Here is a 26,390-nt window from a genome sequence, read left to right as displayed (position 1 = left end):
TCAGAAAATCAGTATCTTTGCACAAACTTTAACTTCATTTATGGAAAATAATATACCTCAGGAGTGGAATAAATTCTACTTGAAAGACGTATCGTTTGTGAATCTGATGATGCGCCGTATCTACAATGTACTGATTGTAGCCAATCCTTACGATGCGTTCATGCTTGAAGATGATGGACGTATAGAAGAGAAGATATATAATGAATATATGGAGCTGGGTCTTCGCTATCCGCCAACCTTTACTCAAGTTTCTACTACCGAAGAGGCTGCTGCTGTGCTGCGTTCTACCGTCATTGATCTGGTGATTTGCATGCCTGGCAATGCTGACAATGATGCCTTCGACGTAGCGCGCGACATCAAGGGTAAGTTTCCCAATATCCATTGTGTTGTTCTTACGCCTTTCTCTCATGGTATCACCAAGCGTATGCAGAATGAAGACTTGAGTATCTTCGATTATGTCTTCTGCTGGCTTGGCAACACCAATCTTATTCTTTCTATCATCAAGCTGATAGAGGATAAGATGAATCTTGAACATGACATACAGGAAGCAGGCGTGCAGATGATTCTGTTGGTAGAAGATTCTATCCGTTTCTATAGTTCTATATTGCCTAATCTCTATAATTATATATTGGAGCAGAGTAAGAACTTTTCTAAGGAGGCTCTGAACCGGCATGCGGCTACCATGCGTATGCGTGGCCGTCCTAAGGTGGTCTTGGCTCGTACTTACGAGGAAGCCCAGAAACTGTATGATAAGTATTCTGATAACACGTTGGGTGTAATCAGCGATGCACGTTTCCCGTTAAAGAGTGCTGCCAAAGCTTTTGGTAATGAGGTGATGCCTGAAGTAAAGCCTAAGCATCGTACGGATACTTTCGGTCGCGAGAAGTGTCCAGATGCAGGTTTGCAACTCTTCCGTTATATCAGGAAGAACGATCCTTTCGTTCCGCTTATCATAGAAAGTTCTGAAAGTGAGAACCGTGCGAAGGCAGAGGCAGAAGGTTTCCGCTTTGTTGACAAGAACTCGAAGAAGATGAGCGTAGATCTTCGTCGTCTGATGGAAGAGCACATGGGCTTTGGCGATTTCATATTCCGTGATCCTGAGACCCATGAGGAGATTATGCGCATTCATAGTTTGAAGGAATTGCAGGATAACATCTTCAATATTCCTAACGATTCCATGCTCTATCATATCAGCCGCAACCACATGAGCCGTTGGCTTTGTGCTCGTGCCATCTTCCCTGTATCTGCTTTTCTGAAGCATGTTACCTGGGAGAAATTACAGGATGTGGATGCTCACAGACAGATTATCTTCGATGCCATCGTGCAGTATCGTCACATGAAAAACATCGGTGTAGTGGCTGTTTTCGACCGCATGAAGTTTGACAAGTATGCCCACTTTGCCCGTATCGGAGAAGGCTCCCTGGGGGGAAAGGGTAGAGGGCTAGCCTTCCTCGACAACATCATCAAGCGCCATCCTGAGTTCAACCAGTATGAGAATGTCACCGTGCAGATTCCGAAGACCGTGGTGCTCTGTACCGATATCTTCGACGAGTTCATGATGAGCAACAATCTCTATCCGATAGCTTTGAGTGATGCTAGCGACGATGAGATTCTGAAGCACTTCCTGCATGCCCAGCTGCCCGATTCGCTGATAGCCGACTTCTTCACCTTCTTTGAGGCAACCAGGAGTCCTATCGCAATCCGTTCAAGTTCGCTGCTCGAAGATGCCCACTATCAGCCGTTTGCCGGTATCTATTCTACCTATATGATTCCATATCTGGAAGATAAGTATCAGATGCTGCAGATGCTGGCCTGTGCCATCAAGGGAGTCTATGCTTCTGTGTTCTATCGCGATTCGAAGGCTTACATGACCGCAACGAGCAATGTCATCGATCAGGAAAAGATGGCTGTTATCTTGCAGCAGGTTGTGGGTAAAGACTATGGTACAAGGTTTTATCCTACCATGAGCGGTGTGCTCCGTTCGCTCAATTATTATCCGATAGGTGATGAAGAGGCTGAAGAGGGTATAGCCAGTCTTGCCTTGGGCTTGGGTAAATATATCGTAGATGGAGGTCAGACCCTTCGTGTTTGTCCTTACCATCCGAATCAGGTGCTCCAGACATCGGAAACCGAGCTGGCTCTGCGCGACACCCAGACCCAGTTCTATGCGCTGGATATGAAGCATGTGGGCAATGATTTCAAGGTGGATGATGGCTTTAATATTCTTAAACTTCGGGTGAAGGATGCCGTAGAAGACCAGAGTCTTACCTATATCGCATCTACTTTCGATCCGTACGATCAGGTCATCAATGATGGGGTCTATGAGAATGGCCGCAAACTGATAACCTTCTCAAGTGTGCTCCAGCATGGAGTGGTGCCTTTGCCAGAGATACTGCAGATGTCGATGAAGTATGGAGCAGGGGCTATGCGCAGACCTGTGGAGATAGAGTTTGCCTGCAATATCAATAATGACAGGAGCTGCGAATTCTATCTTCTTCAGATTCGTCCTATCGTTGATGCCAAGGAGATGCTTGATGAAGATGTGAAGGCTATCCCTGATTCCGACTGCCTGTTGCGTTCGCACAATTCGCTGGGGCATGGCATCAGCGAAGATGTGGTTGATGTGGTTTATGTGAAGTATGATGACCACTTCTCTGCGATGAATAATTTTTATGTAGCCGATGATATAGAACGAATCAACCGCAAGTTCCTTGCTGACGGCAAGAACTATGTGCTGATAGGTCCTGGCCGTTGGGGCTCCAGCGACCATTATCTGGGTGTACCTGTAAAATGGCCGCATATCAGCGCAGCCCGGGTTATCGTAGAGGTGGCTCTGAAGAATTACAATATCGATCCTAGTCAGGGTACTCACTTCTTCCAGAACCTCACCTCTTTTGGCGTGGGATACTTTACGGTAGATACAAATACAGGTGAAGGCGGCTTCGTAAATAAGGAAATCCTGGATGCAATGCCGGCTGTAGAGGAGACGCAATATGTCCGTCATGTGCGCTTTGAGCACCCGATGAGAATTCTGATGGATGGAAAGAAGCAGGAAGGAGCCGTCTTGATTCCGAAGGAATGACGGGAAGAGTTGTCTTTGAATAGACATCAGAAACGTTCTATTTCTAGTTAAAGATGTATTTACAGTAGAATAAAATCTTCGTTCATCGACGTTGAATGTCCGTTCATCGACGTTGAACCGCCGTTCAAAGACGTTGAACCGCCGTTCAACGTCGATGAACGGAGATTTCATCTGATAGTAAAGACAATTTTATTTGATATAAACAACAAATAATACTGGGAATGTTTGGAATTTCCATCGAAAAGCCTTACCTTTGTTCCCATCTAAAATGAATGCCTTATGAAAATGTTAACAGAACAACAGACAGAAACAAATCAGACAACCGACAGGAGATATCTTGTCCCGTTCATTCTCATTACGTCGCTCTTCTTTTTGTGGGGCTTCGCTCGTGCCATTCTGGATGTGCTCAACAAGCACTTCCAGAATGCGCTGCACATCAGTATTACTCATTCCGCCCTTATTCAGGTTACCACCTATCTGGGTTATTTCCTGATGGCAATACCTGCTGGCTTCTTTATCAACCGGTATGGTTATCGCCGTGGAGTAGTCTTCGGTCTGCTCCTCTTTGGTATTGGCGCCTTGCTCTTTATCCCGGGTGCTGCGGTGGGCAGTTTCTCTGCATTCCTGCTCTGCCTTTTCATTATCGGGTGCGGTTTGGTGTTCCTGGAAACAGCCGCCAATCCCTATGTTACCGAACTGGGTGCCAAGGAAACAGCTACCAGCCGACTGAACTTATCGCAGTCGTTTAATGGATTGGGGGGCATTTTCGCCACACTTTGCATCGGTCAGTTCCTGTTTAATCAGACCAAAGAGGGCGGTAATGTGGTGGTGCCTTATACCATTCTGGGTATTCTGGTTTTGGTGATAGCTCTGGTCTTCTCGCGTGTAGATTTACCGGAAATCAGTCATGTGGCAACAGCAGAAGATGAGGCAGCCGGTTCTAATATCAGCAAACTCTTTTCCCATCACAAGATGTTTGTGTTTGGACTTCTGGCTTTGCTGAGCTATGAAGTGGCAGAGATTTCAATCAATTCCTACTTCATCAATTTCGTTACGGGCATGAAATGGATGGACGACCGCACGGCTTCCGTAGCCCTGACTTGTGCGCTGGCATTCTTTATGGTAGGCAGATTTCTCGGTTCCTGGATTATGCGCCGAATCAAGGCAACAACGATGTTGCTGATCTGCGCTGTGGGGTGTGTTGTCTGTATACTTTTAGTCCTGTCGAATCTGGGTAAGCTATCGCTGGTAGCCCTGCTTTGCAACTATATGTTCGAGGCCATCATGTTTCCTACCATCTTCAGTATCGCCCTCACGGGTTTGGGCAACCTTACCAAGACAGCCTCTTCGCTTCTGATGATGACGCCAATCGGAGGTTGCGGTTTCCTGTTGATGGGACTCATCGCCGACCGTACTCATTTCACGCTTCCTTTCCTGGTACCGCTCGTAGGATTTGTCATCGTTCTGGCTTATGCGGCTCGTGAATATAAACTTGCCAAGAAGTAACTGGCGGTTGGGTAGAAAAATGTAAATATAAAGATGTTAAATTGCTAACTGCGTTTAGCAAAAGCTTTGTGTTTTGTAGGGTATAGGTGCGGAATTAACTTTTTTAACTCGATTGCAACACGAAAAATCGAATTATCATTTTGTTGTCTCAAAAGAAAAAGGTAAATTTGCACTCGGTAAGGAAAGAGCCTCATAAGTTCTACACCTTATTATATATAAGAAAGAAAAGAATGTTTCATTAAACAATAAATTAAGTAAAATTATGGCAGTAGATTACAAGAAAATCGGTCTTGTGAACACTAAGGAGATGTTCGCAAGAGCTATCAAGGGCGGTTGGGCCGTTCCTGCTTTCAACTTCAATAACTTGGAGCAGCTCCAGGCTATCATCCAGGCTTCTTCAAACTTGAAGTCACCAGTTATCCTTCAGGTTTCTAAGGGTGCTCGTAAGTATGCTAACCCTACATTGCTCCGCTACTTGGCTGAGGGTGCTGTAGAGTATGCTAAGGAGTTGGGTTGCAACCATCCTGAGATCGTGCTTCACCTCGATCACGGTGATAGTTTCGAGACATGTAAGAGCTGTGTAGACTTCGGTTTCTCTTCTGTAATGATCGACGGTTCTGCTCTTCCATACGAGGAGAACATCGCATTGACAAAGAAGGTTGTTGATTACGCTCATCAGTTCGATGTAACTGTAGAGGGTGAGCTCGGTGTCCTCGCTGGTGTTGAGGATGACGTAGTAGCTGAGGAGTCTCACTATACAAAGCCTGAGGAGGTTGTAGATTTCGCTACACGTACAGGTGTTGATTCATTGGCTATCTCTATCGGTACTTCTCACGGTGCTTACAAGTTCAAGCCAGAGCAGTGCACACGTGACCCTAAGACTGGTCACCTCGTTCCTCCTCCATTGGCATTCGACGTATTGGCAGCAGTTGAGAAGCAGCTTCCTGGTTTCCCTATCGTTCTCCACGGTTCTTCTTCAGTTCCTCAGGAGTATGTTGATATCATCAACAAGTTCGGTGGCAAGTTGCCAGATGCAGTTGGTATCCCAGAGGAGCAGTTGACTAAGGCTTCTGAGAGCGCTGTTTGCAAGATCAACATCGACTCTGACTCTCGTCTTGCTTTCACAGCAGGTGTTCGTGAGACATTGGCTCTTCACCCAGAGTACTTCGACCCACGTCAGTACTGCGGTAAGGCTCGTGAGTACATGGTTGACCTCTATAGCCACAAGATCAAGGATGTTCTTCATTCTGACAACAAGTTGGCTAACCTCGACTAATCTTCGAGATTTTACAACACAAAATAATAGCGGGAATCCGAAAGGGTTCCCGCTTTTGTTTTATCTTTTTTTCGCGATTATACTATCTGTTGTTTTCATTTCCCCTTAGCGTTTCCATGAGCTGTTCAGGTGTACAGTTTTTTAATATCACCTTATTCTCTTTATCCAACAGGTAAATGGTTGGCATGGCTTTGAGCCCGTAAATCGTGCTCAATCGGTTATCTGCTACGATGCGGAGCAGACTGATGCCGGCTGGTATTGTCTGTTTGTCGAGCCATGCAGATATCTTGTGGCAGTTCTCGCAGTCAGGATCGTAGAAATATAAGATAACCTTCTTTTCCCGGTAATCGCTCAACTGATGAGGCTTGCCGTCTTCCAGCATAAAACTGATGTTGGTAGCCTGTGTGCCAGGCAAGTTCTTTCTTGCCTGTTTCAGTTTAAATCCTATTCTTTCTTTCTCGGTTTCATCAAAGTATGGCGATTTAGCCATGTCTTCCAGAAATAGGGCATATATCCTGTCGTTGCGCATGGGCGACTCAGGGTTCTCATAATAATGCTCGATGAGGTTTTCAAACTTCTCTTTAGATGGCTTCTGCTGGTAAGCTTTGGCTGTAAAGGCCGCAATACCCTTCTGGGCTATTTCCTGGTCGAAACGTGCCAGAATGTCGATGAAGTTGACAAAGCCCTGTTCTGCCATCTCCTTGTTTGCCAGTTCCAGGGTATCGGAAAAGCTGAAGTTGTCCCAATAGTGCTCACTCAGGTATGTTGCGCGTTGCTCTACACTGCGCAGACTATCTGGCAGAGCAGGGTATGGGAAACTGTTCTGAGCCTTGGTTGGGGCTAAGCCTCCAACCAGCATGAAGAAACTGAGGAATATGAATCTTGCCATCATCTTTTTATTGGAATTAATGATATTACTAACGGGTGCAAAATTACAAAATAAGATTGAAAGTGGCAAGGTTTTTTATATAAAAATCTTCGATAAAAACGCAGAAATGAGCGAATTTGGGTATTTATCTGACGGTCAGTGACATTTGCCCCATAATGCGACGGTTGGCATACAGCCCGAAATACGTGACATGGGAAGAATATTGCAACGGTTGCACTTCCAAACCATTACCCGGACTTTGGAGCATATTTATCCGCAACAGTTTGTATTTCAGTGTTCTGCACAAGCCTTGATTACTGCTTTACGGCTCTCACAAATTAATTTTGCACCAAATAAAAGTAACGAGTATGAGAGCGACATTCAAGACCGTGTTCTACGTGAACGCAAGTAAGGAGAAAAATGGAATTGTGCCCATTATGTGACGAGTGACAATCAACGGGACTATCGCACAGTTCAGCTGCAAGCAGGCCATCCAAAGGACGCTTTGGGATGCCAAGGGCAACCGCGCAAAAGGCAAGAGCAAGGAGGCACAGGCGGTGAACGCCGCACTTGACAACATCAAGGCGCAGATTGCCAAGCACTACCAGCGGATTTCTGACCGTGATGCGTATGTGACCGCCGAAATGGTGCTCGCACAGTCCTCCGTATGGATTTACTCCATCCCGCTGAAGCACATCGTGACGACCGCCCACTATAACGGCAAGATACCGCGCAACCCGTTCGCGCAATACCATGTGGACCCGGACTTCAAGGAAAGGGAGTACCTGACGGAAAAAGAACTGAGGGCGTTCGCCACTGTGGAAACACCATTTCTGACAGGAACGAGCTGTTGCGTAGCACCCGTATCTGCAAGGAACTTACGCGGAAACATGGACTACATATTGCAAACGGCAAGGATAACGTCAAGCGTGAGCGGCTGAAAGAGCCGGACAGGATAAAGTACGAGCTTTACGACATCCTCAAAACCGAGGTCGGCAGGTGCGGCAATTGGGACGTGCTTGTCGCCAACCTGAATCGGCAGGGCGTGGAAGTGCGGTTCAAGCACAAAGGGCAGACGGACGAAATACAGGGCGTGGTCTTCACCAAGAACGGCTATCATTTCAACGGCTCCAAAGTGGACAGGCGTTTCAGTTATTCCAAGATTAATGCGGCATTGCAGTGCAATAGATACAAGGAGCGAATGGAACTGGCATCAGAAACAAAACACCATGTTTCAGAAACGCACAATGCATCGTTACCGTCCCCCACTGGACACGGCGAGTTTTTCAGCGGCTCATTAGGATTGCTGAACGGCAGTTCTTCCTACAACGCCGCCGATGCGGAAGCCAATCAGAAAATGGCGGAGATTCTTCGCAGGAAGAAGAAACGTAAACGAGGCATGAGGTTATGATTATGCTGCCAAATGGTTATAAGTTCTGAACATTCTGATGCACATCTTTCTTGTGAAGCCGAAATTACCAACAAATGATTAGGGGACGCGAGCAATAGTAGCTGAACAAAAACTCTATTCATTCATTGTTGCATGTTTTTCGCTATGTAAATAGCTGGAGATAAGATGCTTTGTATTCAATCATTATTTATGGGTATTGCGTAACTGATTGGATTTTAGTAATTTTGCATCCGAAAAAAATATGGAGTTAACTTATGCAGACACTCAAAAGCAACATACGGGAAATGATATTGAAAGCGGCCCGAGGCAAATTCGCAAGGAAAGGTTTCCTAAACCTTAATTCCGCAACACTATATTTAACATTATTTATAAGTGCCTGTGCAACAAAAAGTTACCCAGGATTTTGCCATGTCAGAATTTTCACTTACCTTAGTGTTGCGAAAAGAAGACAAGCAAAACTCTAATATGACATGGCAAAGATACAAATAAAATCTGAGAAACTCACTCCTTTTGGGGGAATTTTTTCGATTATGGAGCAATTTGATGCTCTTTTAGCTCAAACCATAGATTCCACCTTGGGATTGAGATGCACTATGTTTGGTTATCAATATAGCGAGATTCTACGCTCTCTGATGTGCGTATATCTTTGTGGTGGCTCATGTATTGAGGATGTTACAACTCACCTGATGAAACATTTGTCTCTTCATCCAACTCTTCGCACTTGCAGCGCAGACACCATATTACGTGCTATCGAAGAACTGACTTTTAAGAGCATCACCTATAAGTCTGCTTCTGGCAAATCCTATGATTTCAATACTGCAGACAAGATGAACTGCTTACTGGTCAATGCCCTGCTTGCTACTGGTCAATTGAAATCCGGTCAAGAGTATGATTTTGACTTTGACCATCAGTTCATTGAAACAGAGAAGTATGATGCAAAACCAACCTACAAGAAGTTCTTGGGCTATAGTCCAGGCGTAGCTGTCATTAACGACATGATTGTTGGTATTGAAAATAGAGACGGCAACACAAACGTACGCTTCAACCAAAAAGAAACTTTGGAAAGAATCTTCAAGCGATTGGAGGCTTCGGAAATATATATTTCTCGTGCCCGCATGGATTGCGGCTCATGTTCGGAGGAAATCGTAGATATGGTAGAGGCTCATTGCAGGCATTTTTATATTCGTGCCAACAGATGCTCTTCTTTCTACGATTCCATGTTTGCCTTAACTGGATGGAAAACTGTTGAAATCAACGGTATTGAGTTTGAGTTGAATTCTATCCTTGTTGAGAAATGGAAAGGAAAACCGTATCGTCTTGTCATACAGAGACAAAGGCGAATAGATGGAGACCTTGACATTTGGGAAGGCGAATATACCTACAGATGTATACTGACTAACGATTACAAGTCGAGTGCAAGAGACATCGTGGAATTCTACAATCTTCGTGGTGGCAAGGAACGCATCTTCGATGACATGAACAATGGCTTTGGCTGGAATCGATTGCCAAAATCGTTCATGGCACAGAATACTGTATTCCTGCTTATGACAGCTCTCATCAGAAACTTCTACAAAGCTATTATGCAGAGATTGAAAACCCATGAATTTGGATTGCGTGCCACCAGCAGAATCAAGACCTTTGTTTTCAAGTTCATCTCTGTTCCTGCGAAATGGATTAAGACATCACGTAGGCATGTATTGAACATTTACTCAGACAACAATGCTTATGCCAACCTGTTCAAGACAGACTTTGGTTAAAGACCATGCTTTTCTGGTTAAACCAGCGTATTACCTCAAATCGCTTTATGGGGTAAGGGGATTTTGTGTCTGCGACATTTCTGTTGTGCAAGAAATATGTACAATAAAATGAATTTTGTCGCTTTGCAAGCAAAATCCCACTAAACCCTATAGGTTGCGGATTTGAGGCTAAAAACTTCCATGCGTGATATTGCCGATGCCGCTGGAATGGGCGTGGGCAATGTCTATAATTATTTTGCGGGCAAGGACGAACTGTTTCAGGCGGTAGTCCGCCCCGTGACTGATGAGTTCAAGCGGTTATTGGAAAAGCATCATGGACAAAGTGGCAGGGATGCCTTGGAAATGTTCTCGGAGGCTTATTTCAGGGATTGTGTGAACGAATATGTGCAGTTGATTGACAAGTACAGGACGCTTATGAGAATCTTGTTGTTTCTTGCGCAAGGTTCTTCGTTGGAGACATTCCGGGAGCAGTTCACCAACAGGGCTACCGAGCAGGTCAAGGCATGGTTCGCCGACAACAAGCAAAGACACCCGGAAATCAATGTCGCGGTATCCGATTTCTTCATACATCTGCACACCGTATGGATGTTCACACTGTTTGAAGAAATGCTGATGCACAACATTCAGAGACAGGAAATAGGTCGGATAGTTGAGGAATACATGCGCTTCGAGATACAGGGATGGAAGAATATAATGAACATATATGAAACCGAAGTATGATAGATTTTGAACGTTTCGGAATATCGTTCGCTTTTGCGCACCTTTCTTACACTCGGCAGAGTGAGCAAACTCCCTACCCTTGCTCAACCGAAAGGTCCATTATTCATCCATTTGGCAAGAATGGATATAATCAACCAAAGATAACAACAGAGTATGAAACAAGAAAAGAAAAAGAAAGGCTTGTCCCGGCTGATGGAGATAGCGGGACAGCGCAAGGGACTGCTCATCGTGGCAGGCGTGTTGTCGGCGGCGAGTGCCGTATGTATGCTTGTGCCCTATTGGGCTGTGTATGAAATCCTTCGGAAACTGCTGGAACATGGCGGTTCACCGACTTCAGCCAATGGCGCAACCATGGAGCTTTTGGGATGGACTGCGCTCGGAGGCCTCGCCCTCGGCTTGCTGACGCTTTATGCCTCACTGATGGCTTCGCATGTGGCGGCATTCAACATTCTCTACGGTATGCGTGTGAGACTCTCTGAACATATCGGACGGTTGCCATTAGGCTTTCTGACTAACACATCAACGGGAGCCATCAAGAAAACGATGGAACAGAACATTGAGAAAATGGAGACATTCATCGCCCACACCATCCCCGACATAGTGAATGTCGTCGCCACGGTGGCGGTGATGTTTGCTATCTTCTTCTCGCTCTCCGGGTGGATAGCGGCAGTATGCCTTGCGGTCATAGCCCTGAGCATCGCCCTGCAGTTCGGCAATTTCATGGGCAAGAAAGCACAGGAGTTCACCAGAGCTTATTTCGACGCACAGGAACAGATGTCGGCCTCTGCCGTGCAGTATGTGCGCGGTATGCCTGTGGTGAAGATATTCGGGCAGAGCGTTCTATCGTTCCGACGCTTCCATGCGGAGATAGAGGCGTACAAGACATTCGCACTTCGCGTGTGTGATACCTATCAGAGTGGAATGATTGCGTTCACGGTGTTGCTTAATTCCGTTGTCACGTTCATTCTTCCCGTCGGCATCATGCTGTTGCAGGCCACTCCCGGAAGCATTGCCCTCGCCGCCGTGTGGCTGTTTTTCATCATCATGGGTCCGGGTGTGGCATCACCGGTCTATAAGCTGATGTATCTCGGAAGCAGCACACGGGAGATAGATGAAGGCGTGGAGCGTATCGACCGCATCCTGAACCGATGTCCTGTGGCGGAGTCAAAGCATCCGCAGATGCCCGTGACCTGCGACATTGAGTTCCGGCACGTGTCGTTTGCATACGAGAACACGGACGAGGGCACACGGACTGAAGCCTTGCGTGACATCTCGTTCGCGGCAAGACAAGGTGCGATAACCGCCCTCGTGGGACCGTCGGGCAGCGGCAAATCGACCGTTGCCAACCTGATACCCCGCTTCTGGGATGTGACGGAAGGGGAAATCCGCATTGGCGGGGTAAATATCAAGGAGATAGCCACGGAACGGCTGATGAGCCTCGTGTCGTTTGTCTTTCAGGACACGTTCCTCTTCTACGACACACTCTATGAGAACATTGCTGTGGGCTGTCCCCATGCGACGGCAAAGCAGGTGGAGGATGCCGCCCGTGCCGCACAATGCAACGACTTCATCAGCCGCCTGCCACAAGGCTATCAGACGCGCATCGGTGACAATGGCGTCTATCTCTCCGGCGGCGAGGCGCAGCGTGTCTGCGTGGCTCGTGCCATACTGAAGAATGCTCCGATACTGGTGCTTGATGAGGCTACAGCCTTTGCCGACCCGGAGAACGAATACCGCATGCAGCAGGCTCTTGCCAAGTTGATGAAAGGCAAGACGGTGATAGTCATTGCTCACCGTCTATCGTCCATCGTGTCGGCAGACAACATCGTCGTGCTGAAAGAGGGGCGTGTGGCGCAACAGGGACGGCACACGGAACTGAGCCGCACGCCGGGCGTATATAAAAATATGTGGGATGCCTATACGAGCGCATACCATTGGACGTTGAACAAAAATTAAAAGCAATATGGGAAAAAGGAATTTCTTAAACAAAGTCTTGCAAAACACAAGTTGTCCGCAAGGATTTTGGGGACGGATGATTTTGCGGGGAATGAATTGTTTTCATGCATCTTTGGCTAATCGTGGCATGAAGCAAGTGAAATGGCAGCCGGAATGGAATGTGCTTGATATAGGCTGCGGCGGTGGTGCGAATTTGAAACGTCTATTGAATTTATGCCCGAAAGGAAACATCTACGGCATAGACCTGTCAGAAGAAAGTGTTTCATTCGCCCAAAAGTACAATACAAAAGACTTGGATAAAAGATGTTTCATACAACAAGGGGATGTCTGTTCCTTGCCATATAAAGAAGGGGCGTTTGATGCAGTAACAGCTTTTGAAACGGTCTATTTCTGGTCGCCTGTAAACAAAGCGTTGTCTGAGGTAGCGCGTGTGCTCCGAAAGGGAGGCTGTTTCCTTATCAGTTTGGAAGCGAGCGACCCCGAACTTGGGAAAATGTGGACGGAACGGATAGACGGAATGGTGGTCTATACTCCAGAAGATTTGGAAGAACGGTTGTCTGAAGCAGGATTCTCATCCATCAGAACAGTCCGTAAAAAGGACGAAATACATATTATATCACATAAATGAAAGGAGAACTGTATATGAACGCAATCAACAACATTACAATCGGGCAGACCGAGCGACTTCGGAAGCCCGTCGGTTTCACGATGCTCGCCAATCTTGTGAACATAGTACCATTCTGTCTCTCCATTGAGGCTGTCAGTACCATCTTCCGCAGTTTCGACGGCAGTGGCACACCGCTGGACACAACGAGGCTGTGGACAATCATTGCCGTACTCGTCTTATACATGGGAGTGATGGCGGCGGCGGAGCGTGCCGCCTACCGTGCCAACTTCCGAGGCGCATACGAGATGAGCGCATCCGGGCGCATATCCCTTGCCGAGCACCTGCGGCGACTGTCGTTAGGATTCCTCTCACATCGCGACCCCGGCGACCTGTCTTCAATGATTATCACAGATTTCACGATGGCCGAGACTGGCGTTTCCCACTATCTGCCGCAACTGATGGGAGCCATGGTGATGCCCTTGCTCGCTTTCCTCTCGCTGTTATGGATAGACTGGCGCATGGCCACGGCGATGTTCATCGCCCTTCCGCTGTCCGTGCTTGTGCTTTGGCTGAGCACATACGCGCAAAACAAACTGAGTGGGCAACAAATAGAGGCGAAGATAAACGCGGGCAACCGTTTAGAGGAATACCTGCAGGGCATCCGCGTGATGAAGGCATACAACCTTGTTGGCGAGCGTTTTGTCCGCCTGCGCGATGCTTTCGCCCGTCTGCGCCGCGCAGCCATCCGTCAGGAAGCATTGCTCGGTCCCTTCGTGTTGCTGAGCATCGCCCTCGTCCGTGCCGGACTTACGCTAATGGTGCTTTGCGGTGTCTATCTCATGCTGGGTGGTCAGCTTTCCGTGCTCACTTTCGTCCTGTTCCTCATTGTAGGCTCGCGCGTGTTCGACCCGCTCACTTCTGCACTGACCAACTTTGCCGAGTTCCGCTATTTCTCCATCGCGGGAGGTCGCATCCTCTCGCTGATGCGTGAGCCGGAAATGCAGGGCATTCGCAAGGCTCCTGAGAACGGTGACATCCGCATGGAACACGTCTCGTTCGGCTATGACGGAAAGGATGTGCTTCACGACTTGTCGCTTACACTGCCGCAAAACTCACTCACGGCTCTTGTCGGACCATCGGGCAGCGGAAAGAGTACGCTGTTGAAACTCTGCGCCCGATTCTATGACCCGCAACAAGGGCGCGTCACATTCGGTGGTATACCGATGAGCGAGATACAGCCGGAATCGCTGATGAGCCGCATGTCGATGGTATTCCAGGATGTCTATCTCTTTCAAGACACCATCCGTAACAACATCCGTTTCGGTAAGCCCGATGCCTCCGATGATGAGGTCATGGCTGCAGCCCGCTGCGCTTGCTGTCACGATTTCATCATGCGCCTGCCGCAAGGTTACGACACCCATGTGGGCGAAGGCGGATGCACGTTGAGCGGCGGCGAGAAGCAGCGCCTCTCCATAGCCCGTGCCATATTGAAAGATGCCCCTGTCATCCTGCTCGATGAAGCCACCGCATCACTTGACCCGGAGAACGAGGTGGAGGTGCAACGCGCCATTGACACACTCGTCAACGGGCGGACGGTCATTGTCATCGCCCATCGTCTGAAGACCATCATGAATGCCGACCGCATCGTTGTACTTGACAATGGGCGCATCGCCGAACAGGGAACACACGCCGAACTGATGGGCAAGTGCGGACTTTACGCCCGGCTTTGGAACATTCAGGAGAAAACGATGGGATGGCAGATGTGATTCTTTCCTGTTGCTTATTAAGCATGGAAAGTAATGTATCAGCCATACCTTGAAACAGACGAACGGCAGTAGAAAAACGCCGTTCGTCTGTTTGGCATAGCCAAGTCTGCACTCCTTTCTTTTCGGAAAATCTTCGCAAAGAGTTAAAAAACAGATTTTCTCATACTACCATTAGGCAGTTTGAGAAATAATTTGTATTTTTGCATTTGAAGAGTTGTTTGACAGTAATGAGCGGCAAAACGCTGAGATTAAGACCGTTGCCAAGTCATTACCTGAATTTTTGAATATCCTCATAACTCTCTCATTCTAAGACATCTGCAAAAACTTATCGTTTTTTTTATTAAAAAATACATTGAATGATTTAGAATCACCTTGTTACTTACTTGTATACTCTTTATAATGATCACCAATACCTGAAGCTACTGAGAACTCTTGTTTTCTGAAGTTTACTTTCAACTGTTTCTTTTTCCTTTCAGTTTATTTTCAACTTATTTTTTAGCTCATCTGTATCTCAAGTTTTTGAATTTCAGCTGCAAAAATATAGTGAATATTTAAGACGACCAAACTTTTCTACACTGAAAAATACTGAATTTCCCACCCCCCCCTAAAAAGTGCACTGATTTATGCTTAAAATCGTTAAAGTTGTACGATTTTCTGATAATTGAACAAGAATTTCTGATATTATTTGTAATTTTGCAGCCGAAATCAATAATTCCCTAAAAAATGGCAATTTCCAAGAAAAAGAGCCGTTTGACTTACGAAAGTATAAGTAAGATTCAAGAAAATAACCAAAACGAAATGAAACTGAAGAATGACATTGTAAACCTGATTATGAGGGTAGAGCATCATTTATGCCCTCAATATTGTGGTGTGGTAGACCGCCGACGCATTATCGCCTTTCTACTTCTGACGATAAGCGAGCTGATTATCATACCTTATCATATTATGCTCTTTCTGGTGACGAAAGAATCTTATGGTTTAAGCCTTTGCTGTTTGCATACATTCGTGTTCTGCCTCCTGCAGTTCCTCATTTGGAAGCGGAAGATTGCTTTCGTGAAAGGTATTTCTTCTCTTTACCTTCTGATGTTCGCCAAACTGGCTCTTGATAGCGTATTTTGCATCAATTTTGGTTTGCCCAATGATAATTTGAGCGTTATCTGCAACCTGTTTGTCGTCTTTATCCTGGCTATTACAGCGTTAAGCCAAACTTTGTATAAGACTTGCACCATCATCACGGCAGGTATGATACCGCTATTGCTGATATACCTGTTCAGCACTCCGCTTATGCCAGCTCTGTTCAGTATGAAGACGATTTTTCTGGGTTTCGTGATGCTGGTTTATGTGGCAGTATATAATATGAGTATTGTAACCAAGGGGTTGCGCCAGCCGAAACGGATGGCTCGGGTAGAAAACAAGGCGTTGAATATGCTTGCCGATTTGAAGGATAATGAACCGGAAGCAGCAGAAAGCCTGATGAAGCGTCTGACTCCTGATGTCCGGCAGAAGATTATTACCCATGCTTCTAAACATCTGTTTAATGAAGAATTGGATAGAGTGGCGTGGGATCAGGTTTGTGATGGACTTACATTCAGCGAAAAGGAAATATGCAAGCTGATTCTCCAGGGACGGACTTTAAAGGAAATATGTGTAAAACTCAATAAGAGTGAATCAAATATCACCAGCCAGCGTTGCCATATCCGCAAAAAGTTGAATATGGACCGTCGCGATGATTTGAGGAGAACCTTGGAAGTAAGGTTCTATGATGCGCAGAAACAAGTAAAAAAGTCAGAAGCCGAAAACTCCTGACTTTTATGGATATTCTTATTTCTTGGTAATTATTCTTCCAATCTGAGAAATGCTTTCGGAATATATTGGATGATGTCGCTGGCGATGAGGCTCTCTTTGCCCAGATCTTTAGCGGCAAGGTCACCAGCCAGACCATGAAGATGCATACCCAGGCGACAGGCATCTGCCTGCTTGTATCCTCTAGCCAGGAGGGCTGTGATGATACCGGTCAGTACATCGCCGCTTCCTGCAGTGGCCATGCCGCTGTTGCCGGTAGAGCAGAATTCTACCTTTCCATCCGGGTGGCAGAGTGCAGAATAATGTCCCTTTAATATAATGTATGCCTGGAGGCGTTCTGCCAGTTCGCTTGCCTTCATCAGTCTTTCGGTACAGCTGCTGCTCGCATTGCCGGCAAGCCGGTCGAACTCCTTCGGATGAGGTGTCATGATGATATTCTTTGGCAACTGCTGCATCCACGCCCTGTGGCTGGAAAGAATATTGAGCGCATCGGCATCAATGACGAGCGGACAGGTAGCACGGCGCAGTTGGGCGATGAGGGCGATGGCTGTTGTCTCGTTCTGTCCCAATCCGGGACCTACGCCCAGCGCATCGAACATCTCTGTATCTACCGGTTCGCTGAATATGGTTTCTTCAGCATCCATCTGCAGTACCGCTTCAGGTACCGAAATCTGCATGATTTCATAATTCCGCTTTGGGGTATGGGCTGTTACCTTGCCCGCACCGGTTCTCAGACAAGCCTTGGTGGCTAATACCGAAGCACCGCTCATGCCGTAACTTCCCGCTATGAGCAGCGCATTACCCATGCTGCCTTTATGAGCAAAGTCGCTGCGCGATTTCAAGAGCGGACGGATGTCGTTCTCTTCGAGTATGCGGCACTGGCACTCCGTATTTTGGATGAATTCCTGGGAAAGTCGGATGTTGAGAACGCGCAGTCTGCCCAGGTACTGCTGGTTATCCGCCATCAGCATCGACAGTTTCTTCTGCTGCAGGGTAAGGGTCAGACTGGCACGGATGATGTTGGCATGGATATTATAGGAATTGTCCTCGGTCATCAGTCCCGAAGGGATATCGATGCTTACTACCTTGGCAGGACTCTGGTTGATATATTTCACCATCGCGGCGAATCCGCCTGCCAGTGGCTTGTTGATTCCGCTTCCAAAGAGTCCGTCCACCACCAGCGTTTCTGCATTGAGCTTAGGAGGGTCCAGGTTAGTGGTAATCTCAGTAAATTTTACTCTCTTTGCATCCTGCAGACGTTTCTTGTTGGCAAGACAGTCTGCCGACAGTTTATTCTGTACATTAAAGAGGTATACACTTACATCATATCCATCCTCGCTGAGCATTCTCGCCACAGCAAGCGCATCGCCGCCGTTATTACCCGGACCGGCGAAAACGACCACTGGAGTGCGGTTAGACCATTCCTCTTTTATGGCGCGTGTCAGCGCTTTGGCTGCACGTTCCATCAGGTTGAGCGAACTGATAGGTTCATGCTCAATGGTGTATTTATCCAACTCATGAATCTGAGCGCTTGTGAAAATCTTCATATTATCTGATAATCTTAGTATTATCTGCGCGAACTGTCGTGATAATTTGTCAACTCATGCAGATAAACGGTTATTTTCATGCAAAAGTACAAAAAATAGTTGATGAAAGCACGAAGTTTCATGTTTTTTTCGTAATTTTGCAGAAAATATTATTATAGAACAGACTATGAGCATAGTAAAGATCAAGGATAAGAGCTTCAAGACATCGATTCCTGAGGCTGAGATTCTGAAGAAAGTACAGGTCGTAGCAGACCGTCTGAACAAGGATTATGAAGGCAAAAAACCTGTATTCCTGGCAGTATTGAACGGCGCATTTATCTTTGCAGCCGACTTGATGCGAATGATTACCGTGCCAAGCGAGATTTCATTCGTGAAGTATGCTTCTTACGAGGGTACCTCCTCTACGGGCAGCATGAAGACCCTGATGGGTTTAAACCAGGATTTGGCAGGCCGCCACGTGGTTATCGTAGAGGACATCGTAGATTCTGGTTTCACCATGGCTCACATGATTGAAGACCTGAAGAAGATGAACCCAGCCAGCGTTGAGGTTTGTTCACTCCTCGTGAAGCCAGGCAACTTGAAGGTTGATCTTGATATCAACTATGCTGTTATGGAAATCCCTAACGATTTCATCGTAGGATATGGATTAGATTATGACCAAGAAGGCAGAAACCTCCGCGACATCTACACCATTGTAGAAGAATAGGGGGTGAAGCATGTGGGAGAAAATTAGTGATTATTGCTTGGATGTCTCCAAGTACTTCTTGACTGCTGTATTTGTCGCATCTTTAATGGTGGATTTGGGTGAAATGCGGTGGTTGCTTTATGCAATTAGTGGCGTTTTGGCAACAATCTTCTTTTGTGCAGGTTTGTTCTTCATATCCAAAAGTAAGGATGAGAAAGAAAGGAAGTATAAAACAACTCGAAAGTATAACAATAAAAATAGGAGGACATAAAATGGATGCATTATTTTTCTTAGGCGTTGTAACAGTTCTCTTTGGAATTGTTTTTGCAGTTCTTTTGTCTCCAAAGGGGCAGAAGTGGGTTAATAAATATAGTTAAGTTTCTGACACAACATAAATATTTTATATATATTAAGGTAAAAATGAAAAATATCGTAATTTTCGGCGCTCCAGGTGCAGGTAAAGGCACACAGAGCGACAAGATGATCGAGAAGTATGGTCTCGGTCACATTTCTACAGGTGACGTACTTCGTAACGAAATCAAGAATGGTACAGAACTTGGTAAGACAGCTAAGGGTTATATCGACAATGGTCAGTTGATTCCAGACGAGTTGATGATTGACATCCTCGCAAGTGTATACGATAGCTTCGGTAAGGATCACGCTGGTGTAATCTTCGACGGTTTCCCACGTACCACTCCACAGGCTGAGGCTCTGAAGAAGATGCTTTCTGAGCGTGGTCATAAGATTGCTGCGATGATTGAGTTGGCTGTTCCTGAGGATGAGCTGATGGCTCGCCTGATTAACCGCGGTAAGGAAAGCGGCCGTTCTGATGATAACGAGGAGACTATCAAGAAGCGTCTCAATGTTTATCATACACAGACTGCTCCGCTCATCGACTGGTATGAGAAGGAAGGCATTCATCACCACATCGAGGGTCTCGGTACTGTAGATGAGATCTTCGCACGTGTTTGCAATGTAATCGACAACTTGTAATCAAGATAAAGAATCTTCCCCGCTATGGTGGGGAAGATTTATTCATTAAATAAAAAGAAAAGAATAAATGGCTGAATCCAATTTCGTAGACTACGTAAAGATACAATGCCGCTCTGGTAAGGGTGGCAAGGGCTCCATGCACCTGCGCCACGTAAAGTACCAGCCTAACGGCGGTCCTGACGGTGGCGACGGCGGACGTGGAGGAAGCATCTATCTCCGCGGCAACCATAACTACTGGACGTTGCTGCACCTCAAGTATCAGCGCCACTTCTTTGCCGAGCATGGTGGAAATGGTGGCCGTGATAAGTGTCATGGAACCGATGGCAAGGATATTTATATCGATGTGCCTTGCGGTACTGTGGTTTATAATGCCGAAACAGGCAAGTTTGTATGCGATGTAGCTTATGACGGGCAGGAAGTTCTGCTCCTCAAGGGCGGTCGTGGCGGATTGGGCAACTTCCAGTTCCGTACCTCTACCAACCAGGCTCCTCGCTATGCACAGCCGGGCGAACCTATGCAGGAGATGACCATCATCATGGAGCTCAAGCTCCTTGCCGATGTAGGTCTGGTAGGTTTCCCTAATGCCGGTAAGTCAACTTTGCTGAGTGCCGTATCAAGTGCCCGTCCTAAGATTGCAAACTATCCGTTTACTACGCTCGAACCATCGCTGGGTATCGTAGATTATCGCGATCACCAGAGTTTTGTCATGGCTGATATTCCTGGCATCATCGAGGGCGCGAGCGAAGGAAAAGGTTTGGGCTTGCGATTCCTCCGCCATATTGAGCGCAACTCTCTGCTGCTCTTCATGGTTCCGGGCGATACTGACGACATCAAGAAAGAATATGAAGTATTGCTGGGCGAACTGAAGAACTTCAATCCAGAGATGCTCGACAAGCATCGCGTGCTGGCTATCACCAAGTGCGATCTGCTCGACGAAGAACTGATTGAAATGCTCAAGGAAACTTTGCCTACCGATCTTCCGGTGGTCTTCATCTCGTCTGTTACCGGACAGGGTATCAAGGAACTGAAGGACGTGCTCTGGAAGGAACTCAATTCAGAGAGCAACAAGCTTCAGGAGATTACTGCCGAAGATACGCTTGTTCACCGTGACAAGGATATGTCTCGCTTCCAGCAGGAACTGGCTGCAGAGGGCGAGGATGTTGTAGAATATATTGATGAGGATGAAATCGAGGATGTTGACGACCTCGATGATTTCGAATACGAATAAATGTTATGATCAAAGAATATCAGGTAGCCGCTGGCGTCAGGGCTTTCTCTACTACCCGTAAGGGAGGAGTAAGCCAGGGCAACTATGGCGAATTTAATATCAATGAGTTTTGCGGTGACAATGCAGAACATGTGGCTGAAAACCGCAAGCGTCTTGCCACAGAGTTGGGTATTGATACCGACCATATCATCATGCCCCATCAGGTGCATGGAGTAGAGGTGCGCAATATTGCCGGTGAGTTTCTCACCATGCCTGAGAATATCCGCAAGATGGTGCTCGAAGGTGTAGATGCTGTGATGACTGACCAGAAAGGTGTATGTATCGGTGTTTCTACTGCCGATTGCATCCCTGTGCTTCTTTATGATGAGGAGCATCATGCTGTGGCTGCCATCCATGCCGGCTGGCGTGGTACGCTGGCTCGCATTGTGCATAAAACCATTCAGGAGATGGCGTTTTCCTATCATACCGATCCGAAGAAGTTGAAGGCGGTGATAGGTCCGGGCATTTCGCTCGACCATTTCGAGGTGGGCGATGAAGTTTACGAGGCGTTTGAGCAGGCAGCTTTCCCTATGGAAGAGATTGCCGAACAGCGTCCTAATGCCGCCTTCTCGGTTGGTCCTGCTGAGCGTGAGCGCCTGGCTGCTGAGGGTAATATTGTGCAGCCGCTGAAATGGCATCTCAATCTTCCGCTCTGCAACAGACAGATTCTTCTGCATTGTGGAGTGGCCGAAGAGAATATCCAGGATTGTGGCATCTGTACCTTTGCCCACAGCGATGAGTACTTCTCTGCCAGAAAACTGGGTATAGAGAGTGGCAGAATCTATACAGGCATCTTGTTGAAGTAAAAGCCTGGTAGCAGGTAAGTATCAGATAGTTTTCAAGATAACATCCATTTTTCCTTTTCTGTAAGAACGGAGAGAGAGAAATGGATGTTTTTCAGTTAATAGTTTATTGTTTATAGAATATTTTGAAAATCAGAAAGAAAAAGTAAATAATGAAAAGAATGAAAAAAGGATTGCGGCTATTGGCTGTGGCAGGACTCATGGTGTTCTCGCTGAGCAGTTTTATGCCCGCTAAAAATGTATTCACGGCAGCCGAACAGCAGCAGGTGAGTATTGCAACACCCGGTCTCTTTGCCCAGAGTCAGGCATTTAATGTAGACTTTGAGATATTCCGTGCTAAGGAATATTCCTTCCCGCTTCCTGTGGGCAAAGCAACCCTTCTGAACAATCATGTGTTGCGTATCTCTACCTCTAAAGGCGATGCTGTCAAGGCGATGCTCGAAGGTTATGTGCGACTTTCCAGAAAGTCGGAATCAATGGGTAATGTCATCGTGGTGCGCCACGATTGCGGTCTGGAAACCGTTTATGCCAACAATGCCGAAAACCTGGTTAGGGTAGGACAGCATGTGGATGCCGGACAGACGATTGCCATTGTAGGCTCTAAGGAGGGTGAAACTTATTGCGACTTCTCTATCATGGTGAATGGCGGTAGGTTGAATCCGGAAACTTTCGTAGAACTGAAATCACATAAGTTGCGCCGCCAGACGGTGCAGTTCCGCAAGCAGGGTGCCCGTGTCATCGCTTCGGTTATCGGTGGCAAGGATTCTTCTGTAGGAAGAAATGCTGAGGCTGACAAGGAGGCATCTGGCAAGAAAAAGGGTGGAATAGGCGATGGAATGACGCTCGACCCTGATGAGGTTAATGATCCGTTTACCATTACCAATACTTTCGAGCTTGATTTGGAGAAGATAGAAAAGACAGCCTGGGCTTATCCTTTGCCGGGTGCCAAGGTAATCAGTCCTTATGGTGGCAAGCGCCGTCATTCGGGGGTTGACCTCAAGACGTGCCCGAATGATGAGATAGTGGCTGCCTTTGACGGTACGGTTGTTGCATCAGGACCTTTCTATGGTTACGGCAACTGCATCCGTATCAAGCATGCTTATGGTTTCGAGACGCTCTACAGTCATCAGAGTAGGAACAAGGTGAAGAAGGGCGATAAGGTAAAGGCTGGTCAGGTAATCGGTTTGACGGGCCGCACCGGTAGGGCTACCACAGAGCACCTTCATTTCGAGGTTAGCTTTGATGGTAGACGACTGGACCCAGCCATCATTTATGACCACGGCAAGCATCAATTGAAGCCTGTAACCCTTTATCTCTCGAAGGGCAGGGGCGTTAAGAGTGTAAAGAACCGATAGCCGTTTTACTCTTCACTCTTCACCTTTCGGCCGGAAACCCTAGTGTTTATCGGCATTTCGAGGGGTGAAGAGTGGGTGAAGAGTCAGGTGAAACTCTTCACCCCTCGAAACACCGATAAACACATGGGGTTCCGAAGAAAAGGTGAAGAGTGAAGAGTTTTTCGATGTCCGTTACTTCTACCGCTTTTCCTTTGGATTTTGATGACTGTTTAAGAAGAACAGCCCACTGGCAATACGCTTGCTAGTGGGCTGTCTTACTTATACCAGTATGCTGTCTTTCGCTTGCCAGTACTCTATTCATGGCTCCCGCTATCAGAAAACAGTTCGCCCGTGCGCTGTTAGCATACAGCACACGGGCGAAACCTGTTATTATGATAGAGAAGTATTATTTCTTCTTCTGGGATTTACGATTGGCTCTCTGCTGGCGATACTTTGCCTTCTGACGGGCAGAGCCACTACCGTGAGCACCCGTTATGTACTTTTTCTTCTTGGCTTTGGTCTTCACCTTGTCGTCGTCATCCTTCTTAGGACCACCGCCGCCTTTGAAGACCATACCGCCCATGATAATATCGTCAATGTCACTCATATACTTTGAACTTTGAATTTTGAACTTTGTGATAAGTAAAGCCGTTGAATTCTTCACTCTTCGTTCTTCACTCTTCACTTAAATTAGTGATGGAAGAGGCGAACGTGAGTAAACGCCATGGCGATGCCGTACTTGTCGCAGGTATCAATAACATGATCGTCACGGATACTACCGCCTGCTTCTGCTATGTATTCAACACCACTCTTGTGAGCACGTTCAATATTGTCGCCGAATGGGAAGAAAGCATCACTACCTAATGATACACCCTTGTTCTGTGCAATCCAAGCCTTCTTCTCCTCGCGGGTCAATGGCTCAGGCTTCTCAGTAAAGAACTGCTCCCAAACGCCGTCCTGCAATACATCCTCCCACTCATCAGAGATATAGACATTGATGGTATTGTCGCGGTCGGCACGACGGATCTTCTCCTTGAAAGGCAGGTTCATCACCTTAGGACACTGGCGCAACCACCACTCATCAGCCTTAGAACCAGCCAGACGGGTACAGTGGATACGGCTCTGCTGGCCGGCACCGATACCGATAGCCTGACCATCCTTTACGTAGCATACAGAGTTACTCTGAGTATACTTCAGGGTGATGAGCGAGATAATCAGATCGCGCTTAGCCTCAGGAGTGAAAGTCTTGTTCTTGGTAGGAACATCCTCGAAGAGAGCAGGATCATCAAGCTTCACCTCGTTGCGTCCCTGTTCGAAGGTAACACCGAACACCTGCTTGTGCTCGATAGGAGCTGGCACATAGTCAGGATCAATCTTGATAACGCAGTAGGTACCCTTGCGCTTTTCCTTCAGAATCTCGATAGCCTCAGGAGTATAGCCAGGAGCAATGACACCATCGCTCACCTCACGCTTGATGAGGAGGGCTGTAGCCTCGTCGCATACATCGCTCAGCGCAACAAAGTCGCCATAAGAGCACATGCGGTCAGCACCACGCGCACGAGCATAGGCACAAGCCAATGGAGAGAGCTCAAACTTGACATCATCAACGAAGTAAATCTTCTTCAATGTGTCGCTCAGAGGCAAGCCGATAGCTGCACCGGCAGGAGAAACGTGTTTGAAACTAGCGGCAGCAGGCATTCCTGTAGCAGCCTTGAGCTCCTTGACCAATTGCCAGGAATTGAAGGCATCCAGGAAGTTGATGTAGCCAGGACGGCCGTTGATCACTTCGATAGGAAGCTCCCTTCCGTCATCCATATAGATGCGAGAAGGTTTCTGATTTGGATTACATCCGTACTTAAGTGCTAATTCTTTCATCTTCTAAGAAATGTATTTTGGAATTTGGCGCAAAGTTACAAAAAATGATTGAGATATTGGACTTCTGTTTCGTAAAAAGCCCTAAAAAACAGCATTTTTATGATATAAAGCATTTTTTTTACCCCAAAACATAAAAAAGTCGGGAAAAATGTACTCTGTTTCATTCTTTTTCAGTACTTTTGCTCCCAGTTAGTAAATATGAGAGGATTGTTATGAAACAGGATTTGAAAGTCCTTGCTGAACACATAGAAAAGAAGGTTGGCAAGGCTCATGTTTTCCACAAAATGTGGGATGTATTGAAAGGGAAGGAGAAGCCTTCCCGCCAGACTTTGGACAAGCTGGCGCTGCTTGCCGGATTCCAGAGTTGGGATGATTTCCAAGGTGCTTTACACGGCACGGAGGATGGGCTCGTGAATTATGATGCGGGCGAAAAATAAAAGAATGGAGCATGGTTGGTTTAGCTGTCAACCATGATTTGTTTGACGGTTTTGGGGTTAAGATTATAGACATAAAAAAGGGAATCTGGTCGTGAGACTGGATTCCCTTTATTTTTTTTCTGATTAGGTCTCCTAAGAAAAATTATTCTGCATCCTTAGCTACAGTCTTCTTCTCAGCGATACGAGCCTTCTTACCAGTAAGCTTACGCAAGTAATACAACTTAGCGCGACGAACCTTACCACGCTTGTTCACCTCGATAGAATCGATAGCTGGTGACTCGATAGGGAAGATACGCTCAACACCTACAGTGCCAGACATCTTGCGAACTGTGAAACGCTTCTTGTCACCATGACCGGAGATCTTGATAACAACACCACGATAGAGCTGGATACGCTCCTTAGTACCCTCGACGATTTTGTAAGCGACTGTGATAGTATCACCTGCCTTGAACTCAGGGAACTTCTTGCCGGTTGCAAATGCTTCTTCAGCAACTTTAATCAAATCCATTTTTTGTATAAAATTAAAAATTGTTTGTCGTTCCAACGCAACATGGACTTGGACAACACTTCTGCCCAGACAACAGCGGTTACGCCGAAAAGCGGGTGCAAAGTTACTACTTTTTCCTGTATCTCGCAAATTTTCAGACACTTTCTTCACTTTTTCCCTTTGTTTTTTTATTTTCTTTACTTCTACAAT

Annotated in this window: 22 protein-coding genes and 2 pseudogenes; 19 read left to right on the top strand and 5 right to left on the bottom strand. The window is 46.7% G+C overall.

Features of this window, described 5'->3' with window-relative positions; translation table 11 throughout:
* Window positions 1-40: 40 nt before the first annotated feature.
* The 3 genes from RCO84_RS11295 (at window position 41) to RCO84_RS11285 (ending at window position 5,864) form a co-directional block, all read left to right on the top strand.
* The gene (locus RCO84_RS11295) at window positions 41-3,082 is read left to right on the top strand and encodes a PEP/pyruvate-binding domain-containing protein (protein WP_317585135.1); all 3,042 of its coding nucleotides are present in this window, start codon (window positions 41-43) and stop codon (window positions 3,080-3,082) included.
* A gap of 279 nt (window positions 3,083-3,361) precedes the next feature.
* The gene (locus RCO84_RS11290; protein ID WP_317585134.1) at window positions 3,362-4,588 is read left to right on the top strand and encodes a sugar MFS transporter; all 1,227 of its coding nucleotides are present in this window, start codon (window positions 3,362-3,364) and stop codon (window positions 4,586-4,588) included.
* A 262-nt stretch (window positions 4,589-4,850) separates the two neighbouring features.
* Window positions 4,851-5,864, top strand: coding sequence for a class II fructose-bisphosphate aldolase (locus RCO84_RS11285; protein ID WP_144152915.1), 1,014 nt, complete (start codon window positions 4,851-4,853; stop codon window positions 5,862-5,864).
* An 82-nt stretch (window positions 5,865-5,946) separates the two neighbouring features.
* On the opposite strand, the gene RCO84_RS11280 is transcribed toward RCO84_RS11285, so the two are convergent.
* Entirely contained in the window at window positions 5,947-6,753 is an 807-nt protein-coding gene (locus RCO84_RS11280) for a DUF5106 domain-containing protein (RefSeq protein ID WP_317572790.1), read from the bottom strand.
* Window positions 6,754-7,178: 425 nt separating this feature from the next.
* Here RCO84_RS11280 and RCO84_RS11275 point away from each other — a divergent pair.
* The 8 genes and pseudogenes from RCO84_RS11275 to RCO84_RS11240 all read left to right on the top strand — a co-directional run.
* Window positions 7,179-7,538 (top strand): annotated as a pseudogene (locus RCO84_RS11275) (Arm DNA-binding domain-containing protein); the annotation flags it as partial.
* 14 nt (window positions 7,539-7,552) lie between these two features.
* A pseudogene (locus RCO84_RS11270) lies at window positions 7,553-8,143 on the top strand (relaxase/mobilization nuclease domain-containing protein); the annotation flags it as partial.
* A 470-nt stretch (window positions 8,144-8,613) separates the two neighbouring features.
* A complete protein-coding gene (locus RCO84_RS11265; protein WP_200756500.1) occupies window positions 8,614-9,900 on the top strand; it encodes an IS1380 family transposase in 1,287 nt (428 codons plus the stop codon).
* A gap of 180 nt (window positions 9,901-10,080) precedes the next feature.
* Window positions 10,081-10,620, top strand: a complete 540-nt coding sequence (locus tag RCO84_RS11260; protein ID WP_317585133.1) for a TetR/AcrR family transcriptional regulator — start codon at window positions 10,081-10,083, stop codon at window positions 10,618-10,620.
* Between the two features lie 153 nt (window positions 10,621-10,773).
* The gene (locus tag RCO84_RS11255; protein WP_287797410.1) at window positions 10,774-12,576 is read left to right on the top strand and encodes an ABC transporter ATP-binding protein; all 1,803 of its coding nucleotides are present in this window, start codon (window positions 10,774-10,776) and stop codon (window positions 12,574-12,576) included.
* Between the two features lie 7 nt (window positions 12,577-12,583).
* Window positions 12,584-13,204 (top strand): class I SAM-dependent methyltransferase, encoded by a 621-nt coding sequence (locus RCO84_RS11250; protein WP_270490500.1) that lies wholly within the window; start codon window positions 12,584-12,586, stop codon window positions 13,202-13,204.
* 14 nt (window positions 13,205-13,218) lie between these two features.
* The gene (locus RCO84_RS11245; protein WP_144152903.1) at window positions 13,219-14,949 is read left to right on the top strand and encodes an ABC transporter ATP-binding protein; all 1,731 of its coding nucleotides are present in this window, start codon (window positions 13,219-13,221) and stop codon (window positions 14,947-14,949) included.
* 798 nt (window positions 14,950-15,747) lie between these two features.
* Complete coding sequence (locus tag RCO84_RS11240) at window positions 15,748-16,755, top strand: transcriptional regulator (RefSeq protein WP_317585131.1); 1,008 nt, start codon at window positions 15,748-15,750, stop codon at window positions 16,753-16,755.
* A 29-nt stretch (window positions 16,756-16,784) separates the two neighbouring features.
* Here the strand turns inward: RCO84_RS11240 and RCO84_RS11235 are convergent, their stop codons facing one another.
* Window positions 16,785-18,299: an NAD(P)H-hydrate dehydratase gene (locus tag RCO84_RS11235; RefSeq protein WP_317585130.1), complete on the bottom strand. Its 1,515-nt coding sequence runs from the start codon at window positions 18,297-18,299 to the stop codon at window positions 16,785-16,787.
* 166 nt (window positions 18,300-18,465) lie between these two features.
* On the opposite strand from RCO84_RS11235, the gene hpt reads away from it, so the two are divergent.
* The 7 genes from hpt (at window position 18,466) to RCO84_RS11200 (ending at window position 23,402) form a co-directional block, all read left to right on the top strand.
* On the top strand, window positions 18,466-19,005 hold the full coding sequence (hpt, locus tag RCO84_RS11230) for a hypoxanthine phosphoribosyltransferase (RefSeq protein WP_144152897.1): 540 nt from the start codon (window positions 18,466-18,468) through the stop codon (window positions 19,003-19,005).
* A 10-nt stretch (window positions 19,006-19,015) separates the two neighbouring features.
* Window positions 19,016-19,255, top strand: a complete 240-nt coding sequence (locus tag RCO84_RS11225; protein ID WP_117727200.1) for a DUF6722 family protein — start codon at window positions 19,016-19,018, stop codon at window positions 19,253-19,255.
* Window positions 19,194-19,361, top strand: coding sequence for a hypothetical protein (locus tag RCO84_RS11220; RefSeq protein ID WP_153084623.1), 168 nt, complete (start codon window positions 19,194-19,196; stop codon window positions 19,359-19,361). The genes RCO84_RS11225 and RCO84_RS11220 overlap by 62 nt, the downstream gene beginning before the upstream one ends.
* A 43-nt stretch (window positions 19,362-19,404) precedes the next feature.
* Window positions 19,405-19,977: an adenylate kinase gene (locus tag RCO84_RS11215; protein ID WP_022122168.1), complete on the top strand. Its 573-nt coding sequence runs from the start codon at window positions 19,405-19,407 to the stop codon at window positions 19,975-19,977.
* Window positions 19,978-20,044: 67 nt separating this feature from the next.
* Window positions 20,045-21,205, top strand: a complete 1,161-nt coding sequence (gene obgE, locus RCO84_RS11210; RefSeq protein WP_317585129.1) for a GTPase ObgE — start codon at window positions 20,045-20,047, stop codon at window positions 21,203-21,205.
* A 5-nt stretch (window positions 21,206-21,210) separates the two neighbouring features.
* Window positions 21,211-22,050 carry a peptidoglycan editing factor PgeF gene (gene pgeF / locus RCO84_RS11205; RefSeq protein ID WP_317585128.1) on the top strand — a complete coding sequence of 280 codons (840 nt, stop codon included), beginning with the start codon at window positions 21,211-21,213 and terminating at the stop codon, window positions 22,048-22,050.
* 158 nt (window positions 22,051-22,208) lie between these two features.
* A complete protein-coding gene (locus tag RCO84_RS11200) occupies window positions 22,209-23,402 on the top strand; it encodes a M23 family metallopeptidase (protein ID WP_317572787.1) in 1,194 nt (397 codons plus the stop codon).
* Between the two features lie 385 nt (window positions 23,403-23,787).
* On the opposite strand, the gene RCO84_RS11195 is transcribed toward RCO84_RS11200, so the two are convergent.
* Together RCO84_RS11195 and RCO84_RS11190 are read right to left on the bottom strand one after the other, a co-directional pair.
* A complete protein-coding gene (locus RCO84_RS11195; protein WP_006848784.1) occupies window positions 23,788-23,988 on the bottom strand; it encodes a hypothetical protein in 201 nt (66 codons plus the stop codon).
* 83 nt (window positions 23,989-24,071) lie between these two features.
* Window positions 24,072-25,256, bottom strand: a complete 1,185-nt coding sequence (locus tag RCO84_RS11190) for a phosphoribosylaminoimidazolecarboxamide formyltransferase (protein WP_233401169.1) — start codon at window positions 25,254-25,256, stop codon at window positions 24,072-24,074.
* A gap of 212 nt (window positions 25,257-25,468) precedes the next feature.
* On the opposite strand from RCO84_RS11190, the gene RCO84_RS11185 reads away from it, so the two are divergent.
* On the top strand, window positions 25,469-25,693 hold the full coding sequence (locus tag RCO84_RS11185; RefSeq protein WP_022122172.1) for a hypothetical protein: 225 nt from the start codon (window positions 25,469-25,471) through the stop codon (window positions 25,691-25,693).
* 142 nt (window positions 25,694-25,835) lie between these two features.
* Here RCO84_RS11185 and rplS read toward each other — a convergent pair whose 3' ends face one another.
* Window positions 25,836-26,201 carry a 50S ribosomal protein L19 gene (rplS, locus tag RCO84_RS11180; RefSeq protein WP_144152889.1) on the bottom strand — a complete coding sequence of 122 codons (366 nt, stop codon included), beginning with the start codon at window positions 26,199-26,201 and terminating at the stop codon, window positions 25,836-25,838.
* Window positions 26,202-26,390 lie beyond the last annotated feature (189 nt).

Source organism: Segatella copri, from assembly GCF_949820605.1.
In the GTDB taxonomy this organism is placed as follows: Bacteria; Bacteroidota; Bacteroidia; order Bacteroidales; family Bacteroidaceae; genus Prevotella.
Note: the sequence above shows the minus strand (reverse complement) of the source record. Positions and strands in the feature narration are given on the sequence as shown.

What these genes read in the sequence shown, in the direction of transcription:
- RCO84_RS11295 (WP_317585135.1), top strand. Translation starts at nt 41, where the DNA reads ATGGAAAATAATATACCTCAGGAGTGGAATAAATTCTACTTGAAAGAC.
- obgE (WP_317585129.1), top strand. Translation starts at nt 20,045, where the DNA reads ATGGCTGAATCCAATTTCGTAGACTACGTAAAGATACAATGCCGCTCT.
- RCO84_RS11265 (WP_200756500.1), top strand. Translation starts at nt 8,614, where the DNA reads ATGGCAAAGATACAAATAAAATCTGAGAAACTCACTCCTTTTGGGGGA.
- RCO84_RS11245 (WP_144152903.1), top strand. Translation starts at nt 13,219, where the DNA reads ATGAACGCAATCAACAACATTACAATCGGGCAGACCGAGCGACTTCGG.
- RCO84_RS11255 (WP_287797410.1), top strand. Translation starts at nt 10,774, where the DNA reads ATGAAACAAGAAAAGAAAAAGAAAGGCTTGTCCCGGCTGATGGAGATA.
- RCO84_RS11285 (WP_144152915.1), top strand. Translation starts at nt 4,851, where the DNA reads ATGGCAGTAGATTACAAGAAAATCGGTCTTGTGAACACTAAGGAGATG.
- hpt (WP_144152897.1), top strand. Translation starts at nt 18,466, where the DNA reads ATGAGCATAGTAAAGATCAAGGATAAGAGCTTCAAGACATCGATTCCT.
- RCO84_RS11190 (WP_233401169.1), bottom strand. Translation starts at nt 25,256, where the DNA reads ATGAAAGAATTAGCACTTAAGTACGGATGTAATCCAAATCAGAAACCT.
- RCO84_RS11185 (WP_022122172.1), top strand. Translation starts at nt 25,469, where the DNA reads ATGAAACAGGATTTGAAAGTCCTTGCTGAACACATAGAAAAGAAGGTT.
- rplS (WP_144152889.1), bottom strand. Translation starts at nt 26,201, where the DNA reads ATGGATTTGATTAAAGTTGCTGAAGAAGCATTTGCAACCGGCAAGAAG.
- RCO84_RS11220 (WP_153084623.1), top strand. Translation starts at nt 19,194, where the DNA reads ATGAGAAAGAAAGGAAGTATAAAACAACTCGAAAGTATAACAATAAAA.
- RCO84_RS11225 (WP_117727200.1), top strand. Translation starts at nt 19,016, where the DNA reads ATGTGGGAGAAAATTAGTGATTATTGCTTGGATGTCTCCAAGTACTTC.
- RCO84_RS11260 (WP_317585133.1), top strand. Translation starts at nt 10,081, where the DNA reads ATGCGTGATATTGCCGATGCCGCTGGAATGGGCGTGGGCAATGTCTAT.
- RCO84_RS11240 (WP_317585131.1), top strand. Translation starts at nt 15,748, where the DNA reads ATGAAACTGAAGAATGACATTGTAAACCTGATTATGAGGGTAGAGCAT.
- pgeF (WP_317585128.1), top strand. Translation starts at nt 21,211, where the DNA reads ATGATCAAAGAATATCAGGTAGCCGCTGGCGTCAGGGCTTTCTCTACT.
- RCO84_RS11235 (WP_317585130.1), bottom strand. Translation starts at nt 18,299, where the DNA reads ATGAAGATTTTCACAAGCGCTCAGATTCATGAGTTGGATAAATACACC.
- RCO84_RS11200 (WP_317572787.1), top strand. Translation starts at nt 22,209, where the DNA reads ATGAAAAAAGGATTGCGGCTATTGGCTGTGGCAGGACTCATGGTGTTC.
- RCO84_RS11250 (WP_270490500.1), top strand. Translation starts at nt 12,584, where the DNA reads ATGGGAAAAAGGAATTTCTTAAACAAAGTCTTGCAAAACACAAGTTGT.
- RCO84_RS11290 (WP_317585134.1), top strand. Translation starts at nt 3,362, where the DNA reads ATGAAAATGTTAACAGAACAACAGACAGAAACAAATCAGACAACCGAC.
- RCO84_RS11280 (WP_317572790.1), bottom strand. Translation starts at nt 6,753, where the DNA reads ATGGCAAGATTCATATTCCTCAGTTTCTTCATGCTGGTTGGAGGCTTA.
- RCO84_RS11195 (WP_006848784.1), bottom strand. Translation starts at nt 23,988, where the DNA reads ATGAGTGACATTGACGATATTATCATGGGCGGTATGGTCTTCAAAGGC.
- RCO84_RS11215 (WP_022122168.1), top strand. Translation starts at nt 19,405, where the DNA reads ATGAAAAATATCGTAATTTTCGGCGCTCCAGGTGCAGGTAAAGGCACA.